This window comes from Verrucomicrobiia bacterium, assembly GCA_036405135.1.
Lineage (GTDB): Bacteria > Verrucomicrobiota > Verrucomicrobiia > Limisphaerales > JAEYXS01 > JAEYXS01.
Genome location: DASWYF010000028.1, coordinates 115216 through 132852, shown reverse-complemented (window position 1 = coordinate 132852; position 17637 = coordinate 115216). Strand labels below are relative to the sequence as shown.

19 protein-coding genes are annotated in these 17637 nt (G+C 55.5%); 8 read left to right on the top strand and 11 right to left on the bottom strand.

Annotated elements, in window-relative coordinates:
* From VGH19_14580 to VGH19_14555, 6 genes are all read left to right on the top strand, one after another.
* Window positions 1-187: hypothetical protein (locus VGH19_14580; protein ID HEY1172593.1), on the top strand; the 187-nt coding region annotated here is incomplete at its 5' end.
* Window positions 188-1422: 1235 nt separating this feature from the next.
* Window positions 1423-1953: a hypothetical protein gene (locus VGH19_14575; GenBank protein HEY1172592.1), complete on the top strand. Its 531-nt coding sequence runs from the start codon at window positions 1423-1425 to the stop codon at window positions 1951-1953.
* A gap of 50 nt (window positions 1954-2003) precedes the next feature.
* Complete coding sequence (locus VGH19_14570; GenBank protein ID HEY1172591.1) at window positions 2004-2357, top strand: DUF2200 domain-containing protein; 354 nt, start codon at window positions 2004-2006, stop codon at window positions 2355-2357.
* A gap of 32 nt (window positions 2358-2389) precedes the next feature.
* Window positions 2390-2695, top strand: a complete 306-nt coding sequence (locus VGH19_14565; GenBank protein ID HEY1172590.1) for a hypothetical protein — start codon at window positions 2390-2392, stop codon at window positions 2693-2695.
* Window positions 2692-3039, top strand: coding sequence for a hypothetical protein (locus VGH19_14560; protein HEY1172589.1), 348 nt, complete (start codon window positions 2692-2694; stop codon window positions 3037-3039). Before VGH19_14565 ends, VGH19_14560 begins: the two co-directional genes overlap by 4 nt.
* Window positions 3036-3347, top strand: coding sequence for a hypothetical protein (locus VGH19_14555; GenBank protein HEY1172588.1), 312 nt, complete (start codon window positions 3036-3038; stop codon window positions 3345-3347). Before VGH19_14560 ends, VGH19_14555 begins: the two co-directional genes overlap by 4 nt.
* A gap of 279 nt (window positions 3348-3626) precedes the next feature.
* Here VGH19_14555 and VGH19_14550 read toward each other — a convergent pair whose 3' ends face one another.
* Together VGH19_14550 and VGH19_14545 are read right to left on the bottom strand one after the other, a co-directional pair.
* Window positions 3627-4121 (bottom strand): DUF2721 domain-containing protein, encoded by a 495-nt coding sequence (locus VGH19_14550; GenBank protein ID HEY1172587.1) that lies wholly within the window; start codon window positions 4119-4121, stop codon window positions 3627-3629.
* Between the two features lie 129 nt (window positions 4122-4250).
* Window positions 4251-4655: a DUF2237 domain-containing protein gene (locus tag VGH19_14545; GenBank protein HEY1172586.1), complete on the bottom strand. Its 405-nt coding sequence runs from the start codon at window positions 4653-4655 to the stop codon at window positions 4251-4253.
* Window positions 4656-4720: 65 nt separating this feature from the next.
* Between VGH19_14545 and VGH19_14540 the strand changes: the two genes are divergently transcribed.
* Window positions 4721-5473: an SDR family NAD(P)-dependent oxidoreductase gene (locus tag VGH19_14540; GenBank protein HEY1172585.1), complete on the top strand. Its 753-nt coding sequence runs from the start codon at window positions 4721-4723 to the stop codon at window positions 5471-5473.
* A 72-nt stretch (window positions 5474-5545) separates the two neighbouring features.
* On the opposite strand, the gene VGH19_14535 is transcribed toward VGH19_14540, so the two are convergent.
* The 3 genes from VGH19_14535 to VGH19_14525 form a co-directional block, all read right to left on the bottom strand.
* Window positions 5546-6289 carry a hypothetical protein gene (locus tag VGH19_14535; protein HEY1172584.1) on the bottom strand — a complete coding sequence of 248 codons (744 nt, stop codon included), beginning with the start codon at window positions 6287-6289 and terminating at the stop codon, window positions 5546-5548.
* A 61-nt stretch (window positions 6290-6350) separates the two neighbouring features.
* Entirely contained in the window at window positions 6351-6551 is a 201-nt protein-coding gene (locus VGH19_14530) for a hypothetical protein (GenBank protein ID HEY1172583.1), read from the bottom strand.
* Window positions 6552-6638: 87 nt separating this feature from the next.
* The gene (locus VGH19_14525; GenBank protein ID HEY1172582.1) at window positions 6639-7634 is read right to left on the bottom strand and encodes an ABC transporter permease; all 996 of its coding nucleotides are present in this window, start codon (window positions 7632-7634) and stop codon (window positions 6639-6641) included.
* Between the two features lie 257 nt (window positions 7635-7891).
* Between VGH19_14525 and VGH19_14520 the strand changes: the two genes are divergently transcribed.
* Window positions 7892-10909, top strand: a complete 3018-nt coding sequence (locus VGH19_14520; protein HEY1172581.1) for a c-type cytochrome — start codon at window positions 7892-7894, stop codon at window positions 10907-10909.
* A gap of 95 nt (window positions 10910-11004) precedes the next feature.
* On the opposite strand, the gene VGH19_14515 is transcribed toward VGH19_14520, so the two are convergent.
* From VGH19_14515 to VGH19_14490, 6 genes are all read right to left on the bottom strand, one after another.
* Window positions 11005-11385, bottom strand: a complete 381-nt coding sequence (locus tag VGH19_14515; protein ID HEY1172580.1) for a DUF6572 domain-containing protein — start codon at window positions 11383-11385, stop codon at window positions 11005-11007.
* Window positions 11386-11429: 44 nt separating this feature from the next.
* Window positions 11430-12230, bottom strand: a complete 801-nt coding sequence (locus VGH19_14510; GenBank protein ID HEY1172579.1) for an SDR family oxidoreductase — start codon at window positions 12228-12230, stop codon at window positions 11430-11432.
* A gap of 121 nt (window positions 12231-12351) precedes the next feature.
* On the bottom strand, window positions 12352-12702 hold the full coding sequence (locus VGH19_14505; protein HEY1172578.1) for a protein-tyrosine-phosphatase: 351 nt from the start codon (window positions 12700-12702) through the stop codon (window positions 12352-12354).
* The gene (locus VGH19_14500; protein ID HEY1172577.1) at window positions 12699-13826 is read right to left on the bottom strand and encodes an SMP-30/gluconolactonase/LRE family protein; all 1128 of its coding nucleotides are present in this window, start codon (window positions 13824-13826) and stop codon (window positions 12699-12701) included. Before VGH19_14500 ends, VGH19_14505 begins: the two co-directional genes overlap by 4 nt.
* 131 nt (window positions 13827-13957) lie before the next feature.
* Entirely contained in the window at window positions 13958-14476 is a 519-nt protein-coding gene (locus VGH19_14495) for a 3'-5' exoribonuclease (protein HEY1172576.1), read from the bottom strand.
* A 149-nt stretch (window positions 14477-14625) separates the two neighbouring features.
* Window positions 14626-17526, bottom strand: coding sequence for a PVC-type heme-binding CxxCH protein (locus VGH19_14490; GenBank protein ID HEY1172575.1), 2901 nt, complete (start codon window positions 17524-17526; stop codon window positions 14626-14628).
* Window positions 17527-17637 lie beyond the last annotated feature (111 nt).

The following is a 17637-nucleotide window of genomic DNA, read 5'->3' as shown; positions in this document are numbered from 1 at the left end:
GTGCTGGTTTGAGTGCTTTTTTGTTTTCACCTGCTCCGTGTGGCGCAGTCAAAATCCTCAGACCAGCATTTTCTGCTTCTACTCCTGTGGTTTGCTACTGATCTCAAATCTGAAATTTGAAATCCTCGGCTATCGGCTATTTCCCCTGTGCCACCCACATCCTAACCACTTTCCCGCTGAAAACTGAACACTGAAAACTTGGAACTTCCGATATGGTTGCGTCCACCCCACTCGGCCCTTGGCTTCCAGCCACAAAAAACATATATTCAACTCACAAGTGAACCCCACCCGTCACCCTCTAACCTTGCGAGGCTTGATCGCTCTTATTCTCAGTGCATTTGGCGTTTTATATTTTCCCTATTTGCGTCCTGCGCTCGTTGTTAAATCTGGCGGCGGAACTTTCGTCACCGAACCCGTCACCCGCTCTGTCTGGATTATAGGTGGAATACTCCTCGTGGCCTGCGTGATCGCGACTGTTGAATCTTTCCGCCGCGGCTCAAATGCCGACAAAACCTGTGCCTGCATAGCTGCCCTATTGTCCTTTGCTCTGATCTATCAATATTTCGAATTGATTGTCATATCCCGTTAGCCATCCACCTGAGACGATGATAATGCTTGGCATAGCCCCTCGAAAACTTGTCATCATTTGCTAGATCTTGAGTGAGAGGCCTCACTAATCCCGAAGGGATTAAAGAAAGTAGCCGGAGGCCTGCTCGCGAAAACATTCGGAGTTGAGGAGCATCAGCGACGACACCTACGGTAAACACCCATAAAAATCCGCACTCAGAAAGAGTGCAAACAAACCAAACAACCTCCTGCCCCGTATCAGCGCCAACGGCGCGGTTCATACCAATCCAGGCCACCGGCCTGGGTATCCACCGTAAAAAAGACCAAGGGCTGAAAACCCGTTTCATCTCCAACCCTCACTGACCTGCAACATGAAACCCTAGATCTGAGACAAGCTCCCCATTCGCTTGACCCCATTCGGTTGAAAAATCCCCCGTTCGCGTATTTCGCGTCGTTCGCGTTTATTCTTCCCATCCGAAACCAGAAACAAGAAACACGAAACTGCCCCCGCGTCCGACCTGAAACCAGAGACCTTGGGCCTGCCCCCCCCTTCCCCCGTGCCCCAATCGGGGCACCGTCCCAAAGCCCAACGTTGTCCCGCACCCAAGCGGGACTACGTTGGGCAAAACGCCCTCCTCTCAACGTGGTTGTGTCGGGTGCGATTAAAGTCAGATGAGGTTTGGGGAGCCAAGACGAAACACGCGACCCGTGCTGCCGGATTCCAGCCGGCAGTCCGCGACGTCCGCCGTAGCACCACCCTTTCGCCCCCATTGTTATCTGGCCATTTCACCGCTAGCGCCTATTATCGACTCAAGAGTAATCAAACCCTCAACCAAGCTTTTGCCCTTAGCTGTTATGAAGCATATCACGATTCTAACTGTTCTTATGCTGGCTGTCTTGTGCTCGTCCCACGCAGTGCATGCAGACGAACCAGCAGAATCGTCTAAAGCCATTGCCGCGAGACGTCAGCAAGAAACCAATGACATCCTTGAGACTCTTTTTCGTTATCAGATTGCGACCAACCAAGTCACCGAAGCAAAAGTGTATTTTCTATCCGTTAGCCTGAACGCTAAAGGACAAGATATCTTCGACTCCGCACGTGACCCTTCAATTGATTTCATGAAACGTTTTGCTGACCTGAAAACGCCAGTTCAGAAAGCATCCGCTAGCACCTTTTCCCAAGCTGGGTGGGTAGTGGAAAAGCGTAACGACCAGCGCGGTGTAATATTCAATAGCGAAAAGATCAAATGGATCTCCCCTACGGAAGTGGAAGTGACAGGCAGTTTCTATGCAGGAATGCTGTATGCTCGCGGATACACCTTCACGGTTAAGAAGGAAAAAGACAAATGGAGCGTTACTGCCGCCACAGAGACATGGATGTCATGACCACAAAATACTGACCTCTCCTTCATCCTTCACACTTCATAATTTTCCCCATGCCCACCAAACACCGCATCTTCACCACCCCCTTCGCCAACGTCTATCCCTACTACGTCGCCAAGGCGGAAAAGAAAGGCCGCACCAAGGCCGAGGTGGACACCATTATCCGCTGGCTCACCGGCTACACCCAGAAGCAGCTCGAAGCTCAACTGAAAAAAGCGACCGACTTCGAAACCTTCTTCGCCAAAGCACCCAAGATGAACCCCGCCCGCACCCTCATCAAAGGCGTCGTCTGCGGCATCCGTGTGGAAGAAGTCGAAGACCCCTTGATGCGCGAGATCCGCTACCTCGACAAACTCATCGACGAACTCGCCAAAGGCAAACCGATGGAAAAAATTCTAAGAGCCTGACCAAATTCGCACCACCATGAGCAAAAGACGAGATGCACAAAATTCTGACAGTGCATTTGGAAAAATTTCGCACTTGGAGTTACGCCCAGCTCGCGGAACGCGTGGAGCAAGACCGCAAAGCTTACAATTGCCTGGAGCACATTGAAGGCACCGCTCCTGATGGCACTGAGTATCAAATGGAATTTCAAGCATCGTGGAATGATAAACCCGGAGGCGATATCATTGTCTTTGCCAACTTTTATGCAGAGCCGCAACGCCCGCTTCTGGGATTCATCCCAGTTTACACACCAGACATGACCGAGAGCTTTGTCATAAGCTCTGACAGTCATCTTCCATGAACACCCTGACACGCATCATCCTGAGCTGGATTGCCGTGTTATTCGCCGCGCTTCTGCCGTTCCTCGGCCTTTTCAGTCCCGGAATGTTTGGTGACCCGACCATCTTGATACCGCTGATAGCGGCATACGTTCTACGCTACGAGTTTCGCCCTGAAATCCCGCGCGATCGCGCTCCATCTAGACGCTGGCTCAGCATCCCCATTGGATTGTTCGCGATCTTTGTAATAATTCCTGCCTCCACTTACCTGCTAGGCGCGATGATCACCGCCATAATATGGGCTGTGTTCGATGACCTAAGCATTTACCGGCATCACATACATTCCCGTAACGCTCACAACTCATGAACCTCGCCGACTTCAACCTCCAAAACACCCAGCTCCTCGCCCTCATCGAAGAACCCGAGCAAGAAAAACTAACCCTCACAGTTTTGCTTCTCTCCGACGGCAAGCCCGCCCCTCACCTCCTGGTTTTCGAAGGCGTCCACGGCTATCAAATCTCCGAAAAGCGTGTAACCGGCCCCCTCACCCTGCTCAGTTTGAAAATCACCGAAGAGTCACCCACCCGCACCCATCTCCACCTGGAAACCAACCGCGGCCACCGCGAACTCTACTACACCACCGCCCAAATCCAGACTGCCAACCTAGCAACCTGATCCCTCACTCACTCTGCGCCTCTTACGCTTTCTTGCGGCCAACCTCCCCTCCGGCTCACTCCCTCTCTAACTTTCTTTCCCCCATCTGCGTCAATCTGCGTCCATCTGCGGTTACCTACCCTATTCGCTCCCTTCTGTTCAAACTCCCTTTTTTCGCGTATTGAGCGTTTTTCGCGGTTCCCCACTCCCTCGGCTATCCTTTCCCCCATCTGTGTGATCCGTGTTCAATCTGTGGCTAAAAAATCCGCGCCCTCCGTGGTAAATTCACCCATCTGCGGTTTACCCCGACTGCTTCTTCCGGATCAACTCCGCCTCCATCCGGATATTCTGCAACGACAACTGCGTCGCCTGAAACAGCTTGAAACTCCCCACCACCAACCCGCCCAAACCCACGAACCCCAGCACCAGACCGATCCCCGCCAGAAAGCTGAACCAGAACTTCGCCAGAAAATGCGCCAGACTCGCGCCCAGCAACGTCACCAACGTCGCCGCCGCAAACGCCCCCAGCGCCAGATAGATCGCGTGCAACGATTGCAAGAGCAACACCGCCTGCCGTTCCACCCGGTCCACCTGCTCCAGCAACCGCGCCGACTCCTCCTTCGAGAGCCCGCCCTTCTCCGACTCCGCGAACAACTCCTGCATCCGATCCCGCGTGCGCAACATGCGGTTGATCGTGCTCATCACCAACAAGCTCGTCGCATTCGTGAGCAACGCCGGTGCCGCGATGAACGTCACCACCGCAAAAGGACTATCCGTTAAATTTCCAGCATCCACGCCCTCAATTTACCCAACTTCCCAAAAACACAACAGCCAAACCGTCTTTTAATCGTCCTCGTTCTCGTCGTCGTCCTTCGTCCTCGATTTCCCCACTGAAAACTTGAAACTCCTTCCCCCCATCTGTGGTTAACCCTCCCCCTTCACCGCATTCGCCCGCAAATCCTCCAAATCCACCCACTCCAGCGCCGACAAATGCGTCGCCGCCAGCACCACCGGTGGCGCGAACCCCGCCACCAAAGCCTCCTTCCACCGCTCCACGCACAAGCACCAGCGATCCCCCGGCTTCAACCCCGGAAAATCATACTCCGGCCTCGGCGTGCTCAAGTCATTCCCCCGCATGTAAGAGAACCGCAAAAACTCCGCCGTCATCTGCGCACAAACCACATGCAGCCCCTGATCCTGAGCCCCCGTGCGACAATACCCATCCCGATAAAAACCAGTCATCGGGTCGTTGCAACAACACTCCAGATCCCCGCCTAAAACATTCGTCGGCATGGAGAAAACGTAGTCCATACCCAAATCGCAAGCCATTGGTAATTTCAACTCATTCTCCTTTCCTCTCGCCTCACACTGCTTGGGTTTTCTACCATCCCCTCATGAACCAGATCGACCTCCAAGGCCGCGCCGCCATCGTCACCGGTGGCGCTCGTGGCATCGGCTACGCCATCGCCCAACGCCTCCTCCAATCCGGCGCCAGCGTCAGCCTCTGGGACCGCGATGCCGACGCTCTCCGCGAAGCCGCTCAATCTCTTGGCCAGTTCGGCAAAGTCCACACCTCCACCGTCCAGCTTACCGATCTCGTTTCCATCGAAGCTGCCGCAAAAGCGACCGCTGATGCCTTCGGCAAGATCGATATTCTCATCAACAATGCCGGTATTGCCGGTGAGAATAAAAAATCATGGGAACTCACGCCTGCGGAATGGAACAACGTGGTGAACGTGAACCTGAACGCAGTCTTTCTCGTATGCCATGCCGTGGTTCCTTACCTCTTGAAAAACGGTTACGGCCGCATCGTGAACACCTCCTCTATCGCGGGCAAAGAAGGGAATCCAAACGCCTCCCACTACAGCGCCGCCAAGGCTGGGGTCATCGCCTTCACAAAATCTCTTGGTAAAGAACTCGCGCTATCAAACATCTGCGTGAACTGCATCACCCCTGCCGTCATCCACACGGACATCCTCAAACAATGCACCCAGCAGCAGATCGATTACATGGTGGCTAAGATTCCCATGGGCCGTGTTGGAAAAGTGGAAGAAGCCGCCGCCCTCGTCGCCTGGCTCAGCTCCGAAGACTGCTCCTTCACCACAGGCGGCGTGTTTGATTTATCAGGCGGTCGCGCCACCTACTAACCCCGTAGCCGACGACGTGAGGAGGCGGAACCAGCAGTAGTCTCGCTTGCGGGATGAAGCTCTAACTTTCCCTTACTTCAATTTGCGCGTAATCTGTTTGAGATAATCTTCCTGGAGCGGTGATGGCTGAAAACCCTCGTGCAGCGAATACCAGATCGAGCTTTCTATCCAAAAACGATACAGGAACTCTGTAAAAGTGTCCGCACATAAGAGGGCATCCCGAAAAACGTCTTCCCGCTTGATCGCTTCGTACTCCATCAATTCAAATATCTCCGGTTCGATAAAATAGTTTGATGCTACTACCCCCACATGTTCGCCACGTCTGAAATGCAGATACCACATCACACAATTCTGGGAATCGTTCATGAAACGCAGGAGAAAATGATCCACAGAGCCAACAACTGGTATAATCTCTTCGGAAAGCCCCAAGTAACATGCGGTACATGTGGGGACCTTCTCCTGCAAGTCAGCATCCCGCATGAATCGCAGAAACGATTCCGGTAATTTCAAGTTAAGCTTTTGCGCCTGTGCAACAATATCCTCCAAGTTGCCGATATCGTTATCACTCGAATTTAGAGTGCTGGTTTCCTCAACAGCGTCCCGAAGCTCTGATGGAACTTGATCTAACCATTTTAAATCGTCCGTTACCCCTTCTATTTTAGGCAAATCGCCCCATGGAATCTCACAGTATGTCTTCTGACAGTTCCATAGCTCACTATGTCCGGCAGTTATCCAAGCCCGCTTAAACATGCTATTTGGCTCGTTCATGATGAAACTCCATGCGCATTCTTCCCCGCCCGCCGCTTCGCCGCTCACCCCCTGATCAATTCATCCGCCACCACCCCACCGGTCTAAAGCGAAGCAGCGAAATCACCCGTTACTCCGGACGCTTGAAAGCAGGATCATCAATCTGTATCGACTCAAAAAAACCAACTGGCCACACCTTGGGTTTTAACGGCTCCAAAACAATCGCATCCCCATCATGCCGGATGCTTACCTCCGGTGTCGGCAAATGAAAACCTTTCGGCAGATGAACCGTCTGCGTCTCACCTTCAGAAGTCACAATCGCCGTTTCCATAGGTGTAATCTGCCATACTCCCATGCTTTTGCCAGCATCTTTACTCCCAGCCGTCAGTTACGCCCAGCCGCCAAAACGAATCACGATTTAACCTTTTAACGATTCACCCGCCTTCCCCGCCCTTCTCCCCGCCGCCCACCGCTTGATCAATTCATCCGCCACCACCCCGCCCAAGATCACCGCTCCGATGATCGCGAACTCGATGCTCTTCGGCATGGAATCCACCAGCGTGATCATGTTCCGCAGCACCTGCATCAGCGCTGCACCGATGATGATGCCCGTGATCGCCCCCTCACCACCGCGCAAGCTGCATCCGCCCAGCACCGCCGCCGCAATGGCATAGAGTTCATAGAAATTCCCGAAATCCACCGGCTGCGCTGAATTCACATCCAGCACAAAGAGCATCCCACCCAAGCCCGACAACAACCCGCAGATCACATATGCCAAGATGATCATGCGGTCCGTATTGATACCGCTGAACCGCGCCGCCTGCTCATTCCGCCCCAGTGCCAGCAAGTAACGCCCATAGATCGTTTTGTTCAAGAACACCGCCGCGATAATCGCCACTACCAGCAGGATGATGCACGGCGCGGGGATGCTGAAATTCTCGATGAACGGCACCGGCACCTTCCCCGTCGCGAGAATGCGCAAGCCCTTGAACTCATTTCCAAACCCCATCGTCTGATCCTGCGTCAGCCCGCGCGTGAGCCCGCGATAGATGAGCAGCCCGCATAACGTCACCACGAAGGGTTGTATTCGTAACTTAGTGATCAACGTCCCATGCAGTAGTCCTATCCCTCCTGACACCAAGACCACGATCACCAACGCCACCGGCACGGAAACACCTTTCACCGTCAGCAGCCAAGGCAGCCCGCAACCCACCAGACAAACCACCGACCCGATGGAGAGATCGATCCCGCCCGTGATGATCACAAACGCCACGCCGATGCTGATGATGCCGAAGAGCGCCGTGCGCCGGATGAGGTTCTCGACATTGTACGGCGTGAGGAAACGGTCGCTCATCAGCGCCGTCGCCACACAGACCACGATCAGCAGTCCAAGTATGCCAAGAATTTTCTTCAAATCCTGAATGCGGGTGAAACTCGCTCCGTCAATACCCGAAACCGCACCTACGCGACAAGCAGTTCGTCAGGAAAAATGAATTCACCCATTCGTAATCGTCCTTGTTCTCGTCATCGTCCTCGGTCCCTGCACCAAATTTTCTATCTTTTCCCATTGGTCATTGCTCATTCCTTCGTCATTCGGATTTGGTCATTCGTCATTAAACTTCATTGCCCCTCATCCCCCTTGCTGCTTAAATCCCCACACTCATTCAAGCCATGAAAATGCTAGCCCGTTATTGTTCGCTTTTGGTCCTCGCCACCGCCAGTGCCTTGGTGGTTGCCGATGCGAAAGCTCAGGAAAAGGCCGCTCCCAAAGCCGCCGTTGCCCAAAGCTCCGTCGTCAATTGGATCTGGCCCACCAAACCAGCCACCTCCAATCAAAAGGCGTGGTTCCGTAAGGAATTCAATTTTAAGAAGTCTGCCGCCGTCACCGCCCGCCTCTATGTCGCGGCGGATAACGAATTCCGCCTGTTCCTGAACGGCGAACAGATCGCCACTGGTAATAGCTGGGCCGATCCCGTCTTCGTCAACGTCGGCAACAAGCTGCTCGAAGGCCGCAACGTCATCGCCGTGGATGCCAAGAACGACGACGGTGCCGCCGCCGCGCTCATGGTGAAGCTGGAGATCGATAGCGGTCGCAGCCTCGAAGTCATCGCTACCGATGGCACTTGGAAAACGAGCCAAAAAGCCCCGAAAGACTGGCAGACCCCTGGCTTCGATGATTCCTCCTGGACGAAGCCTGTAGTCCTCGCCCAGCTCGGCGGTGCGCCTTGGACCAGCGTGAATGAGAAATCCCTCCAAGCCGCCGCCAATGTGAAACCGCCCGAAGCCACACCTGTGGAGCGAATGCGCGTGGCCAAGGGCTTCAAGGTGGAACGCCTCTACTCCGTGCCGAAAGATGACCAAGGCTCTTGGGTCAGCATGACTGTGGATCCGAAAGGCCGCCTCATCGTCAGCGATCAATACGGCGGGCTCTATCGCCTCTCACCACCGCCGCTCGCCAGCAGCACCGGTCTGGAGATCGAGAAGATCGATGTGAACATCGGTGAAGCCCAAGGTCTGCTCTGGGCCTTCGACAGTCTCTACGTCGTGGTGAACAAAGGCGGCAAATACGCCAGCGGCGTCTATCGCGTTCGCGATACGAATGGTGACGACAAGCTCGACTCGCTCGAAACCCTGCGCCTGCTGGAAGGCGGCGGTGAACACGGCCCTCACGCCGCACTGCTCTCGCCCGATGGCAAATCCATCTACATTCTCGCGGGTAACCACACCAAGCCCACGAAATTTGATTCTTCCAAAGTCCCGCTCGTCTATCAGGAAGACCATCTCCTCCCCCGCATGTGGGATGCGCGCGGTCACGCTCGCGGAATCATGGCTCCCGGCGGCTGGGTCGCCTCCATGAGCCCGGATGGCAAGCAATGGGAACTCTTCTCCATGGGTTACCGCAATCAATATGACGCCGCCTTCAACACGCGCGGCGAACTCTTCGTGTATGACGCCGATATGGAATGGGACGTGAACACACCTTGGTACCGCCCCACCCGCGTGAATCTCGCCACCAGCGGCAGCGAATTCGGCTGGCGCTCCGGTACCGGCAAGTGGCCGGATTACTACCCGGACAGCCTCGGCTCCGTGGTGAATATCGGTCCCGGCTCGCCGACGGGCGTGGTCTTCGGCTACGGTGCGAAGTTCCCGGCCAAGTATCAGGAGGCGCTCTACATCTCCGACTGGAGCTACGGCAAGCTCTACGCCATCCACCTGAAGCCGGAAGGCGCCGGTTACGTGGCGGAGAAGGAAGAATTCATCAGTGCCTCGCCACTGCCGCTCACCGATCTCATCGTGAATCCGAAGGATGGCGCGTTCTACTTCGCTGTCGGTGGTCGTAAGACTCAATCCGGTCTCTATCGCGTGACCTACACAGGCACGGAATCCACCGCGCCTAGCAAAGGCATGCCTGCTCCGCCCCAACTCGCCGCGCGCAAGAAGCTCGAAGCGTATCACGGCAAAGTGGACGCCAACGCCGTGAAGGATGCTTGGAAAGCCCTCGGTGACAGCGATCGCTACCTGCGCTTCGCCGCCCGCACCGCCCTTGAGTGGCAACCCGCCACGACGTGGCAGGAAAAAGCCTTCACGGAGAAAGATCCGCAAACCGCCCTCAGCGCACTGCTTGCCCTGAGCCGCGTGGGTGACAAGACCATCCAGCCGAAGCTCCTAGCCGCACTGGACAAGATCGACTGGAGCAAGCTCTCCGATATGCAGCGCGTGGAACTCCTGCGCGTTTACGCCCTCGCCTTCATCCGCATGGGTGAACCGGACGCCGCCACGCGACAGAAGATCGCCGCCAAGTTCGATCCGCTCTTCCCGAGCCAACGTCGCGAAGTGAACGCCGATCTCGCCCAGATGCTCGTCTATCTGGAAGCACCGAGCGCCGCGAAAAAAGTCGTGGGCATGCTCACCGCCGCTCCCACTCAGGAAGAACAGATGGATTACGCCCGCATGCTCCGCTCCCTCAAGACCGGCTGGACGATGGACCTGCGCAAGACCTACTTCAGCTGGTTCCTGAAAGCCGCCAACTTCAAGGGCGGCAACAGTCTCAGCGGCTTCATCAAGAACTTCAAAGACGAAGCCACGGCGAACTTGAACCCGGCGGAACTCGTCGAACTCAAGCCCATCCTCGAGGCCAAACCGGAGACGAAATCTCTGATGGCCGAGTTCATGGAAGGCCGCACCTTCTCGAAGGAATGGACGCTCAAGGAACTCGCTCCGCTGGTCGAGAAGCAGTTGAAGAAACGCAACTTTGAGCGCGGTCGCCAGATCTACGCCGGCGTGGGTTGCGCCTCCTGCCATCGTTTTGATTCGGATGGCGGCGCCGTCGGCCCCGACCTGACGGGTGTGGCGGGCCGCTTCAATGCACGCGATCTGCTGGAATCCATCCTCGACCCGAACAAGGAGATCAGCGACCAGTTCGGCTCCGTGGTCATCACCCTGAAGAATGGTGACAGCTACAATGGTCGCGTGGTGAATCTCGCGGGTGACAACATGCGCTTCAACACCGACATGTTCGACCCCAACCAGGCCATCGGCATCGACAGCCGTCAGGTGCAATCCGTGGAGCCTTCCAAGACCTCAATGATGCCCGAAGGCCTCATCAATGTGCTGAAGGATGACGAAGTCGCCGACCTCGTCGCCTTCCTCCTCTCCGGCGGCAACCGGAACCACGCTTACTTCAAGTAAGCACGGAACAATCTGAAAACACCAACCGCCGTGGAGCAATCCCCGGCGGTTTTTTTATCGTAGCTGCCGACGTGAGGAGGCAGCACTGACCAACCTCACTGCTTCCCTCTAAAACAATTTACCCACGAGATGATACGCTCTTTAAGCATATCACGCCCGCCTGCTTCAACCTTGATCAAAACCACTTCAAATCCAATAGAGACCTCCGCTAGCGTCGCATTCACACGATCGAGTTTTGCTTTCACGACCGGCGTGAGTTCATGGCTGCAAATTAAACGGATACGGACAGGTTTATCCTTAAGGTCAGGAAACTGTTCATACAATCCTTCATTCTTTACCGCGCTGATATAACCATTCAGCTTGTCTTGAAAAACGACCATTGCTTCTCGGTCCTCCGAAGAAGAAAATTGCTGCAAGGATAAGATCACAGCACCTTTCTCTTCGGAAACCTGATCAATTGTCGTGATCTCACTCATATGAGGATGATTAACAGCAATCTCATAAGACTCTGCTTCTCTTCCTACCCCCACTTCGCATGCTCCCCCGTTATCGCCCGATCTAGATGCGTATATCCCCCATCCACAAAATGGATCTGCCCCGTCGTATGCGCTGACACTGGCGATGCCAAAAACACCACCGCCACCGCGATTTCCTCCGGCACCGTCATGCGTTTACCCAACGGCACCAACCGCTCCACACTCGCCTTCGTCGCCGCCGGATCGGGCAGGCTGTTGAACCAGTTCTCATACTGCGGCGTAAGACATTCGGCGGGCACCACACAATTCACCCGCACCCCATCCGGTGCGAACGCGATCGCCCACTCCCGCGTCAGCGCATTCACCGCTCCCTTTGCCGCCGCATAACCGGACGTCTTCCCCTGTCCCGTCACCGCCACCTTGGAGCTGATATTGATCACCACGCCCTTGCTCGCCCGCAACGCCACCCGCGCATGATGCGTGATCGCGTACACATGAAAGAGATTCAATTGCAGCGACTGCATGAACTCCGCCGGTGCTTGCTCCAAAGAAACCCCATCATTCACCCCCGCATTATTCACCACGATGTCGAGTTGCCCAAACGTCTTCACCGTCTGCTCCACCGCCTTTAGACAATCCGCCTCTACCGTCAAATCTGCCGAAACAAACAACACATTCGCCCCTGCACCTTGAAGCTGCGCAGCCAATGCCTCACCCGACTCCCGATTCCGATCCACGATTGCCACCCTCGCCCCTTCCATCACCAACAAGCGTACAATCGCTTCCCCAATCCCACGCGCACCACCAGTGACCAGCGCCACCTTATTCTTCAACTTGAGGTCCATACAGCCAGTGTGAACTGCTCATCCGAAAAAATCAAAACCCGTAAATTCATAGAAGGCGGTCACCTTGATGTTTGGTGTTTGAGATTTCCTCGGAGCTTTGAATTTGGGATTTCCCCAACCGTCATTGCTCATTCAAAGCAGACAAGAAATCCTCCACTCCACCCCGAATCAACTCCACCAATTCCTCCTCCATGAACTCAAACTCATCCGGTATTTCTAGCGATTCGATCCTCGGCAAATTCTCCAATCCACCGAACGCCTCCAATATCCGCGCCTTATGCTTCCGCTCCATCACCAGCACCAATTCCGCCCACGCCAGATCCTTCTCCGTCACGCGATGCTTGCTCTTCTCGCTCACCCCCGCCGACCGCACCTCCACCCGCGGATCATTGCGATAAACCGCCTCCGCCGTCGGACTGCGCCGCAGGTTCTTGCCACAAACAAAAAGGATCCTCAGAGGAACATCACTCAAGTGATATGCGCTCCCTGCGTCTCCACATACACCGCATACACCGATGTGCTCCCCAGCATGAACAACCGGTTCCGCTTCTTTCCACCGAAGCAGATGTTCGCACATATCTCTGGCAGCAGAATCTGCCCGATGCGTTTGCCATCCGGCGCGAACACATGCACGCCATCGTAGCCCGCACCGGCCCAACCCGCAGCCGCCCACACATTCCCATCCACATCGCAGCGGATGCCATCCGCGCCACCGCTCAGCTCCACGGATTTCCCATCACGCTCCGTTTTAAGCTTCATATGCGTGAACTCCTTCCCGCTGCCCTTCAACTTCGTCTGGTCTACGACATCCCAAACCTTGATATTCTTCGGCCCGCCCGTATCCGCCACATACAGCTTCTTGTAATCCGGCGAGAAGCAGAGGCCATTCGGCTTCTCCACATCATCCGTCACGAGCACGATCTGTCTGCTCTTCGGATCGATGCGATACACCGCCTCCTTCAGCTCCAGCTTCCCCTTGTTCCCCTCGTAATTCATCATGCTGCCGTAGCCTGGGTCAGTGAACCAAATGCCGCCATCCGGATGCACCACCACATCGTTCGGCGCGTTGAAGGGCTTACCGTTAAACGTCTCCGCGAGAATCGTCACCGAACCGTCATGCTCGTAACGCACCACCTTGCGCGTGCCGTGCTGGCAGGAGATCTGGCGCCCCTCGAAATCGAACGTGTTACCATTGCTGTTCCCCGCCGGATTACGGAACACCGTCGTGCGACCGTCATCCTCTATCCACCGCAGTTGAATATCATTCGGGATATCGCTCCAAAGCAGATATTTCCCCACCGCATTCCACGCCGGGCCTTCCGCCCACAGCATGTTCGGATTGTGATACAGCCGCTGGATTGGCGTATTGCCCAGCTTGTATTTCCCGAAACGCGGATCAAGCGCGATGATGTCCGGGTCCGGATAACGCGTCGGGATCACCCCGGTCCAATCACGCGCCACCTGCGCTGAGGCTACTCCGGCCACTAACGTCCCGGCGGCGGCTAAAAAAGAACGGCGGTTCAATGAATTAAATCGGGTAGAAGAGTTCTGCGCGCTCATGGCTTTCTTTCGTTTGGATTCATCCAGCGTGTTCATTCAGTTCAACAGATTCAAGCTTATCTCCGCCGGAAACTCGTTTTCTTATCCTCCTTCTCCCCTCGGAGGGGAGAAGGATTGAGGATGAGGGGTGCCGGTATTCCTTTTGTTCCATCTCTTCTTCATCGCGCTCACTCCAATGAAATCTTCAACCCCATCTCCTTCATCCGCAGCAACGCCTCTGCATTCCCCTTCGCATCATCCACCGGATGATGCGTGTGCGTCGTCCGCCGCAGATGTTTGAAATTCTGGAACACATCCTTCTGCATCCCCTTGTAAAGCGAGCCCAGGTTGGTTGACGAAAACCCAAACGGATTCTCGCCCAAGAAATGGTGGAAATACCAGTTGATGAACTGCCAGTCGAACCCGTTGTTGTCCGAGACAAACATCGGCTTCCCCTTGGAATTCTCCTTCAACCATCCAAGAAACTCAGCCATCACCTTCTTCGGCTCCTCAAACTTCATCGTCTCCTCCCGCGAAAACCCTGATACCGCCAACGCCTCCGGAATCCGCTTCTCCGAGACCGGTTTCAATCGCCCATAAAACGTCCGCGACAAATCTCCCGCCACCAACACCGCGCCGAAACACACCATCGAATAATCCCCCGGTATCGGCCCATCCGCCTCCACATCCACCATGATATAACTCATACAATTACTCCTTATGCACTCGCGCTCTCTTTCCTCCTTCTCCCCTCGGAGGGGAGAAGGATTGAGGATGAGGGGTGCCCCTGTTTTCCCTCTTCGATTACTCCTCACAAAAAACCGCCGTGAGCTTTCGATCACGGCGGTTGTCTTTCTCACTCAAACTCGCTCTTCTTCTTCGGTGCCGCCTTTGGCGGCGCCCAACCGTCGATCGGATGTTCCTTCACGATCTCTTCCACCTGCCACAGCGCCGCGCGATCTGGATACTTCGCCCGCACCTTCGCCACTTGTTCCGCCGTGATCTCACTGCCCGTGTTATCCCAGGACGTGCGCACGAAGGTCAGCACCGCCGCCATCTCTTCATCGTTCAGCAAGCCACCCATTGGCGGCATCGCCGCATCGTAGCCGATGCCATGCACCTCCAGCGGCCCTTCCAGACCATGCAACGCCACCTTGATCAGGCGATCCACATCCCCTTCCACCCACTGATTCGCCTGCAAAGGCGGGAACGCGCCCGGCACACCTTCACCGCTGCCCATGTGACATTGCCCGCAGAAGTTCTCGCGCCGGAATATCTCACCGCCCAAGCGCAGTTTCTCGCCCGAGATCTTCAAGCGTCCCGCATACTGGTCGAACCCCTTCGGCCAATCCTTGAACGCCACGCTCTGCATCGCACTGATCGCCCCACGCCGCTTCACATACCCGCCCTTCTCCGCCAACTCCGCGAGTGTCGCGAATATCTCCGGCCGCTTGTCCGCCACGCGCAACGCCCCCTTCATCGCATCACGCACCGACTCCGAAGTGATGCCCGGCTTCGTCTTGATATAGTTCAGCAACGTCGGATACAGCTTCGCCTGCGAAGAATTATCCGTGATGAGCGCCGCGCCGGCCATTAACATATCCACTTCCTTCAATGACTCCGCCAGCTTGATCGCCTCCTGCGGTTTGTCCGCATTCGCGTTCAAGAGACCCGCGTAAGAAGCCCGGCGCAAATCCACATCCGTTGTTGCTGCTTCGCGCTTCAGGTAAGCTGTGAACGCCGCCTGCCCTTGCACAGAATCTGCCACCGCCAGTGACGCCACGCGCCGTGTGATGCCGCTCACATCCGGCTTGCCCAGTTGCTTCAACTTGTCTGCCACTTGGAACAGCACCGCCGCGCGACTCGTGTTCCATTCTTTCTGGAACTTCTCGATGATCGCATTATGCACCTCGCCCTTCACCGTATTGCGCGAGAGCGCCTCGAAGCCCACCAACGCTGACCACTTGTTCGTCACCGCTGCCGTCAGATCCGCATCGTTCAACTTGTTCACCGCGAAGATGCTGTTGTCATAACCCGGAATCGGTCCAAAGCGCTTGAGATAATTCAGGCAACGATCCATTGCATACGCGAGACCAAGGTCCATCGGCATCTCAGACGCCTTCACGATGAGCGCCGCCGCTTCCGTGGAATCCATGCAGCTCAGCGCATTCGCCGCTTCCAATCGCACGCGCATGTTCGGATCGAAGATCAACTTGCGCAGATGCTTCATCGTATCCGGCATCTGATACAGCTCGAAGCGCATCGCCATCGTCGCCGAGGCGCGGATGTTCGATTCCTTAGCCTCGAGCAATTGCTCCAATAATTTGAAATCCGGCTGATCATGCCCCTGCGTGATCCAGAACGCCTCCATGCGATGCAGGTCATAATCCGGACTCTTCGCATCCAAGCTCTTCTGCCACTTCGTCACCGCCGGCAACACTTCCTTCGCCGGACGCTCCTGCAATTCCCGCCGCGCATGATACTTCGTGCGCAGGATCGGATCTTTCAGCAGGTTCAGCAACTTCTCCACCGGCTCACCCACGATCGCCACCGGCTTCGAGAGAGGACGGTCCTTATACGTGATGCGCCAGATGCGCCCGTGCGAATACCCGCGCCGTTCATCACGGAACGTGTATTGCATATGACCGATCACATTGTTGTAAAAATCACACACATACAACGCGCCATCCGGGCCGAACTGCAACGCGATCGGGCGGAAGTTCGTATCGCGCGCCTGCACCAGATCATTCGTCTTCGTCGTGACTAGCCCCGAACCGCTCTCCTCCACCGTGATCCAGCGGATACCATGGAACCCGATGCATTGCCCGTTCAGATAAGTGCCTTGCACCTCCGGCGGAAAATTATGACTGCTCACAAACTCCGCACCGGAATTCGGCCGCCCCTTCTTGAAGAAGCTCAACCGTTCTTCCTTCACCTTGCCCCAATGTTCCAGCGTGTCCGCGATATCCTCGAACGCGAACTTGCTCATCAGATGCGGCAGGTAATAGTTCTGCCCTGGCGACGCATCGAGCAGGATCGGATGCCCCCACTTATCGAACACGATACCCCATGGATTCGACCACCCGTAATTGCCGAACAACTCCACCTGATGCCGCGTCGGCTTCACCCGGATGACCGAGGAATCATGCACTCGCTTCGGTCCCCACGGCGTCTCCACATTCGTCACGAGGAACGTGCCCTCCGCCATGTAGAAAGAACCATCCGGCGCCCATTGCAGCGAGTGGATCGCATGATGGCTGTCCTCCGAGCCGAACCCGTGCAAGATCGTCTCGCGCGTATCCGCTTTGCCATCCCCATCCGTATCCTTCAGGAAAGCCAAGTTCGGCTCTTCGGACACATACACCCCGCCATCACCCAAAAGAAAACCCATCGGCACATAAAGATTTTCTGCGAAGACCGTATAAGAATCCGCCTTCCCATCCTTGTCCTTATCCTCCAGCACCACGATGGAATCCTTATACTTGTCATCCGGCTTGATGTGCGGATACGTCGGCGAGTTCGCGATCCACAAGCGCCCCTGCTTGTCGAACTGCATCGCCACCGGATTCAATATCGGGAAATCCTTCTCCGAAGCGAACAGCTCGATCTGATACCCCGGCGGCAACGTCATCGTCGCCTTGCTCTCCTCCGGCGAAAGATAATGCCCCTTCTCCTTCACATTCGGATCCAACGCCCACGCCTGCGCCACCCCACCCACCAGCGCCACCATCATCAAAGCTTTCGTAAACTGCTTCATAGTCATTTCAAAATCTAAATTAACAGAATTGCTCGTTATTCCTCCTTCTCCCCTCGGAGGGGAGAAGGATTGAGGATGAGGGGTGCCCCCTTCTTCATTCTTAATTCCTAA

What these genes read in the sequence shown, in the direction of transcription:
- VGH19_14575 (HEY1172592.1), top strand. Translation starts at nt 1,423, where the DNA reads ATGAAGCATATCACGATTCTAACTGTTCTTATGCTGGCTGTCTTGTGC.
- VGH19_14570 (HEY1172591.1), top strand. Translation starts at nt 2,004, where the DNA reads ATGCCCACCAAACACCGCATCTTCACCACCCCCTTCGCCAACGTCTAT.
- VGH19_14565 (HEY1172590.1), top strand. Translation starts at nt 2,390, where the DNA reads ATGCACAAAATTCTGACAGTGCATTTGGAAAAATTTCGCACTTGGAGT.
- VGH19_14560 (HEY1172589.1), top strand. Translation starts at nt 2,692, where the DNA reads ATGAACACCCTGACACGCATCATCCTGAGCTGGATTGCCGTGTTATTC.
- VGH19_14555 (HEY1172588.1), top strand. Translation starts at nt 3,036, where the DNA reads ATGAACCTCGCCGACTTCAACCTCCAAAACACCCAGCTCCTCGCCCTC.
- VGH19_14545 (HEY1172586.1), bottom strand. Translation starts at nt 4,655, where the DNA reads ATGGCTTGCGATTTGGGTATGGACTACGTTTTCTCCATGCCGACGAAT.
- VGH19_14540 (HEY1172585.1), top strand. Translation starts at nt 4,721, where the DNA reads ATGAACCAGATCGACCTCCAAGGCCGCGCCGCCATCGTCACCGGTGGC.
- VGH19_14530 (HEY1172583.1), bottom strand. Translation starts at nt 6,551, where the DNA reads ATGGAAACGGCGATTGTGACTTCTGAAGGTGAGACGCAGACGGTTCAT.
- VGH19_14520 (HEY1172581.1), top strand. Translation starts at nt 7,892, where the DNA reads ATGAAAATGCTAGCCCGTTATTGTTCGCTTTTGGTCCTCGCCACCGCC.
- VGH19_14515 (HEY1172580.1), bottom strand. Translation starts at nt 11,385, where the DNA reads ATGAGTGAGATCACGACAATTGATCAGGTTTCCGAAGAGAAAGGTGCT.
- VGH19_14510 (HEY1172579.1), bottom strand. Translation starts at nt 12,230, where the DNA reads ATGGACCTCAAGTTGAAGAATAAGGTGGCGCTGGTCACTGGTGGTGCG.
- VGH19_14500 (HEY1172577.1), bottom strand. Translation starts at nt 13,826, where the DNA reads ATGAACACGCTGGATGAATCCAAACGAAAGAAAGCCATGAGCGCGCAG.
- VGH19_14495 (HEY1172576.1), bottom strand. Translation starts at nt 14,476, where the DNA reads ATGAGTTATATCATGGTGGATGTGGAGGCGGATGGGCCGATACCGGGG.
- VGH19_14490 (HEY1172575.1), bottom strand. Translation starts at nt 17,526, where the DNA reads ATGAAGCAGTTTACGAAAGCTTTGATGATGGTGGCGCTGGTGGGTGGG.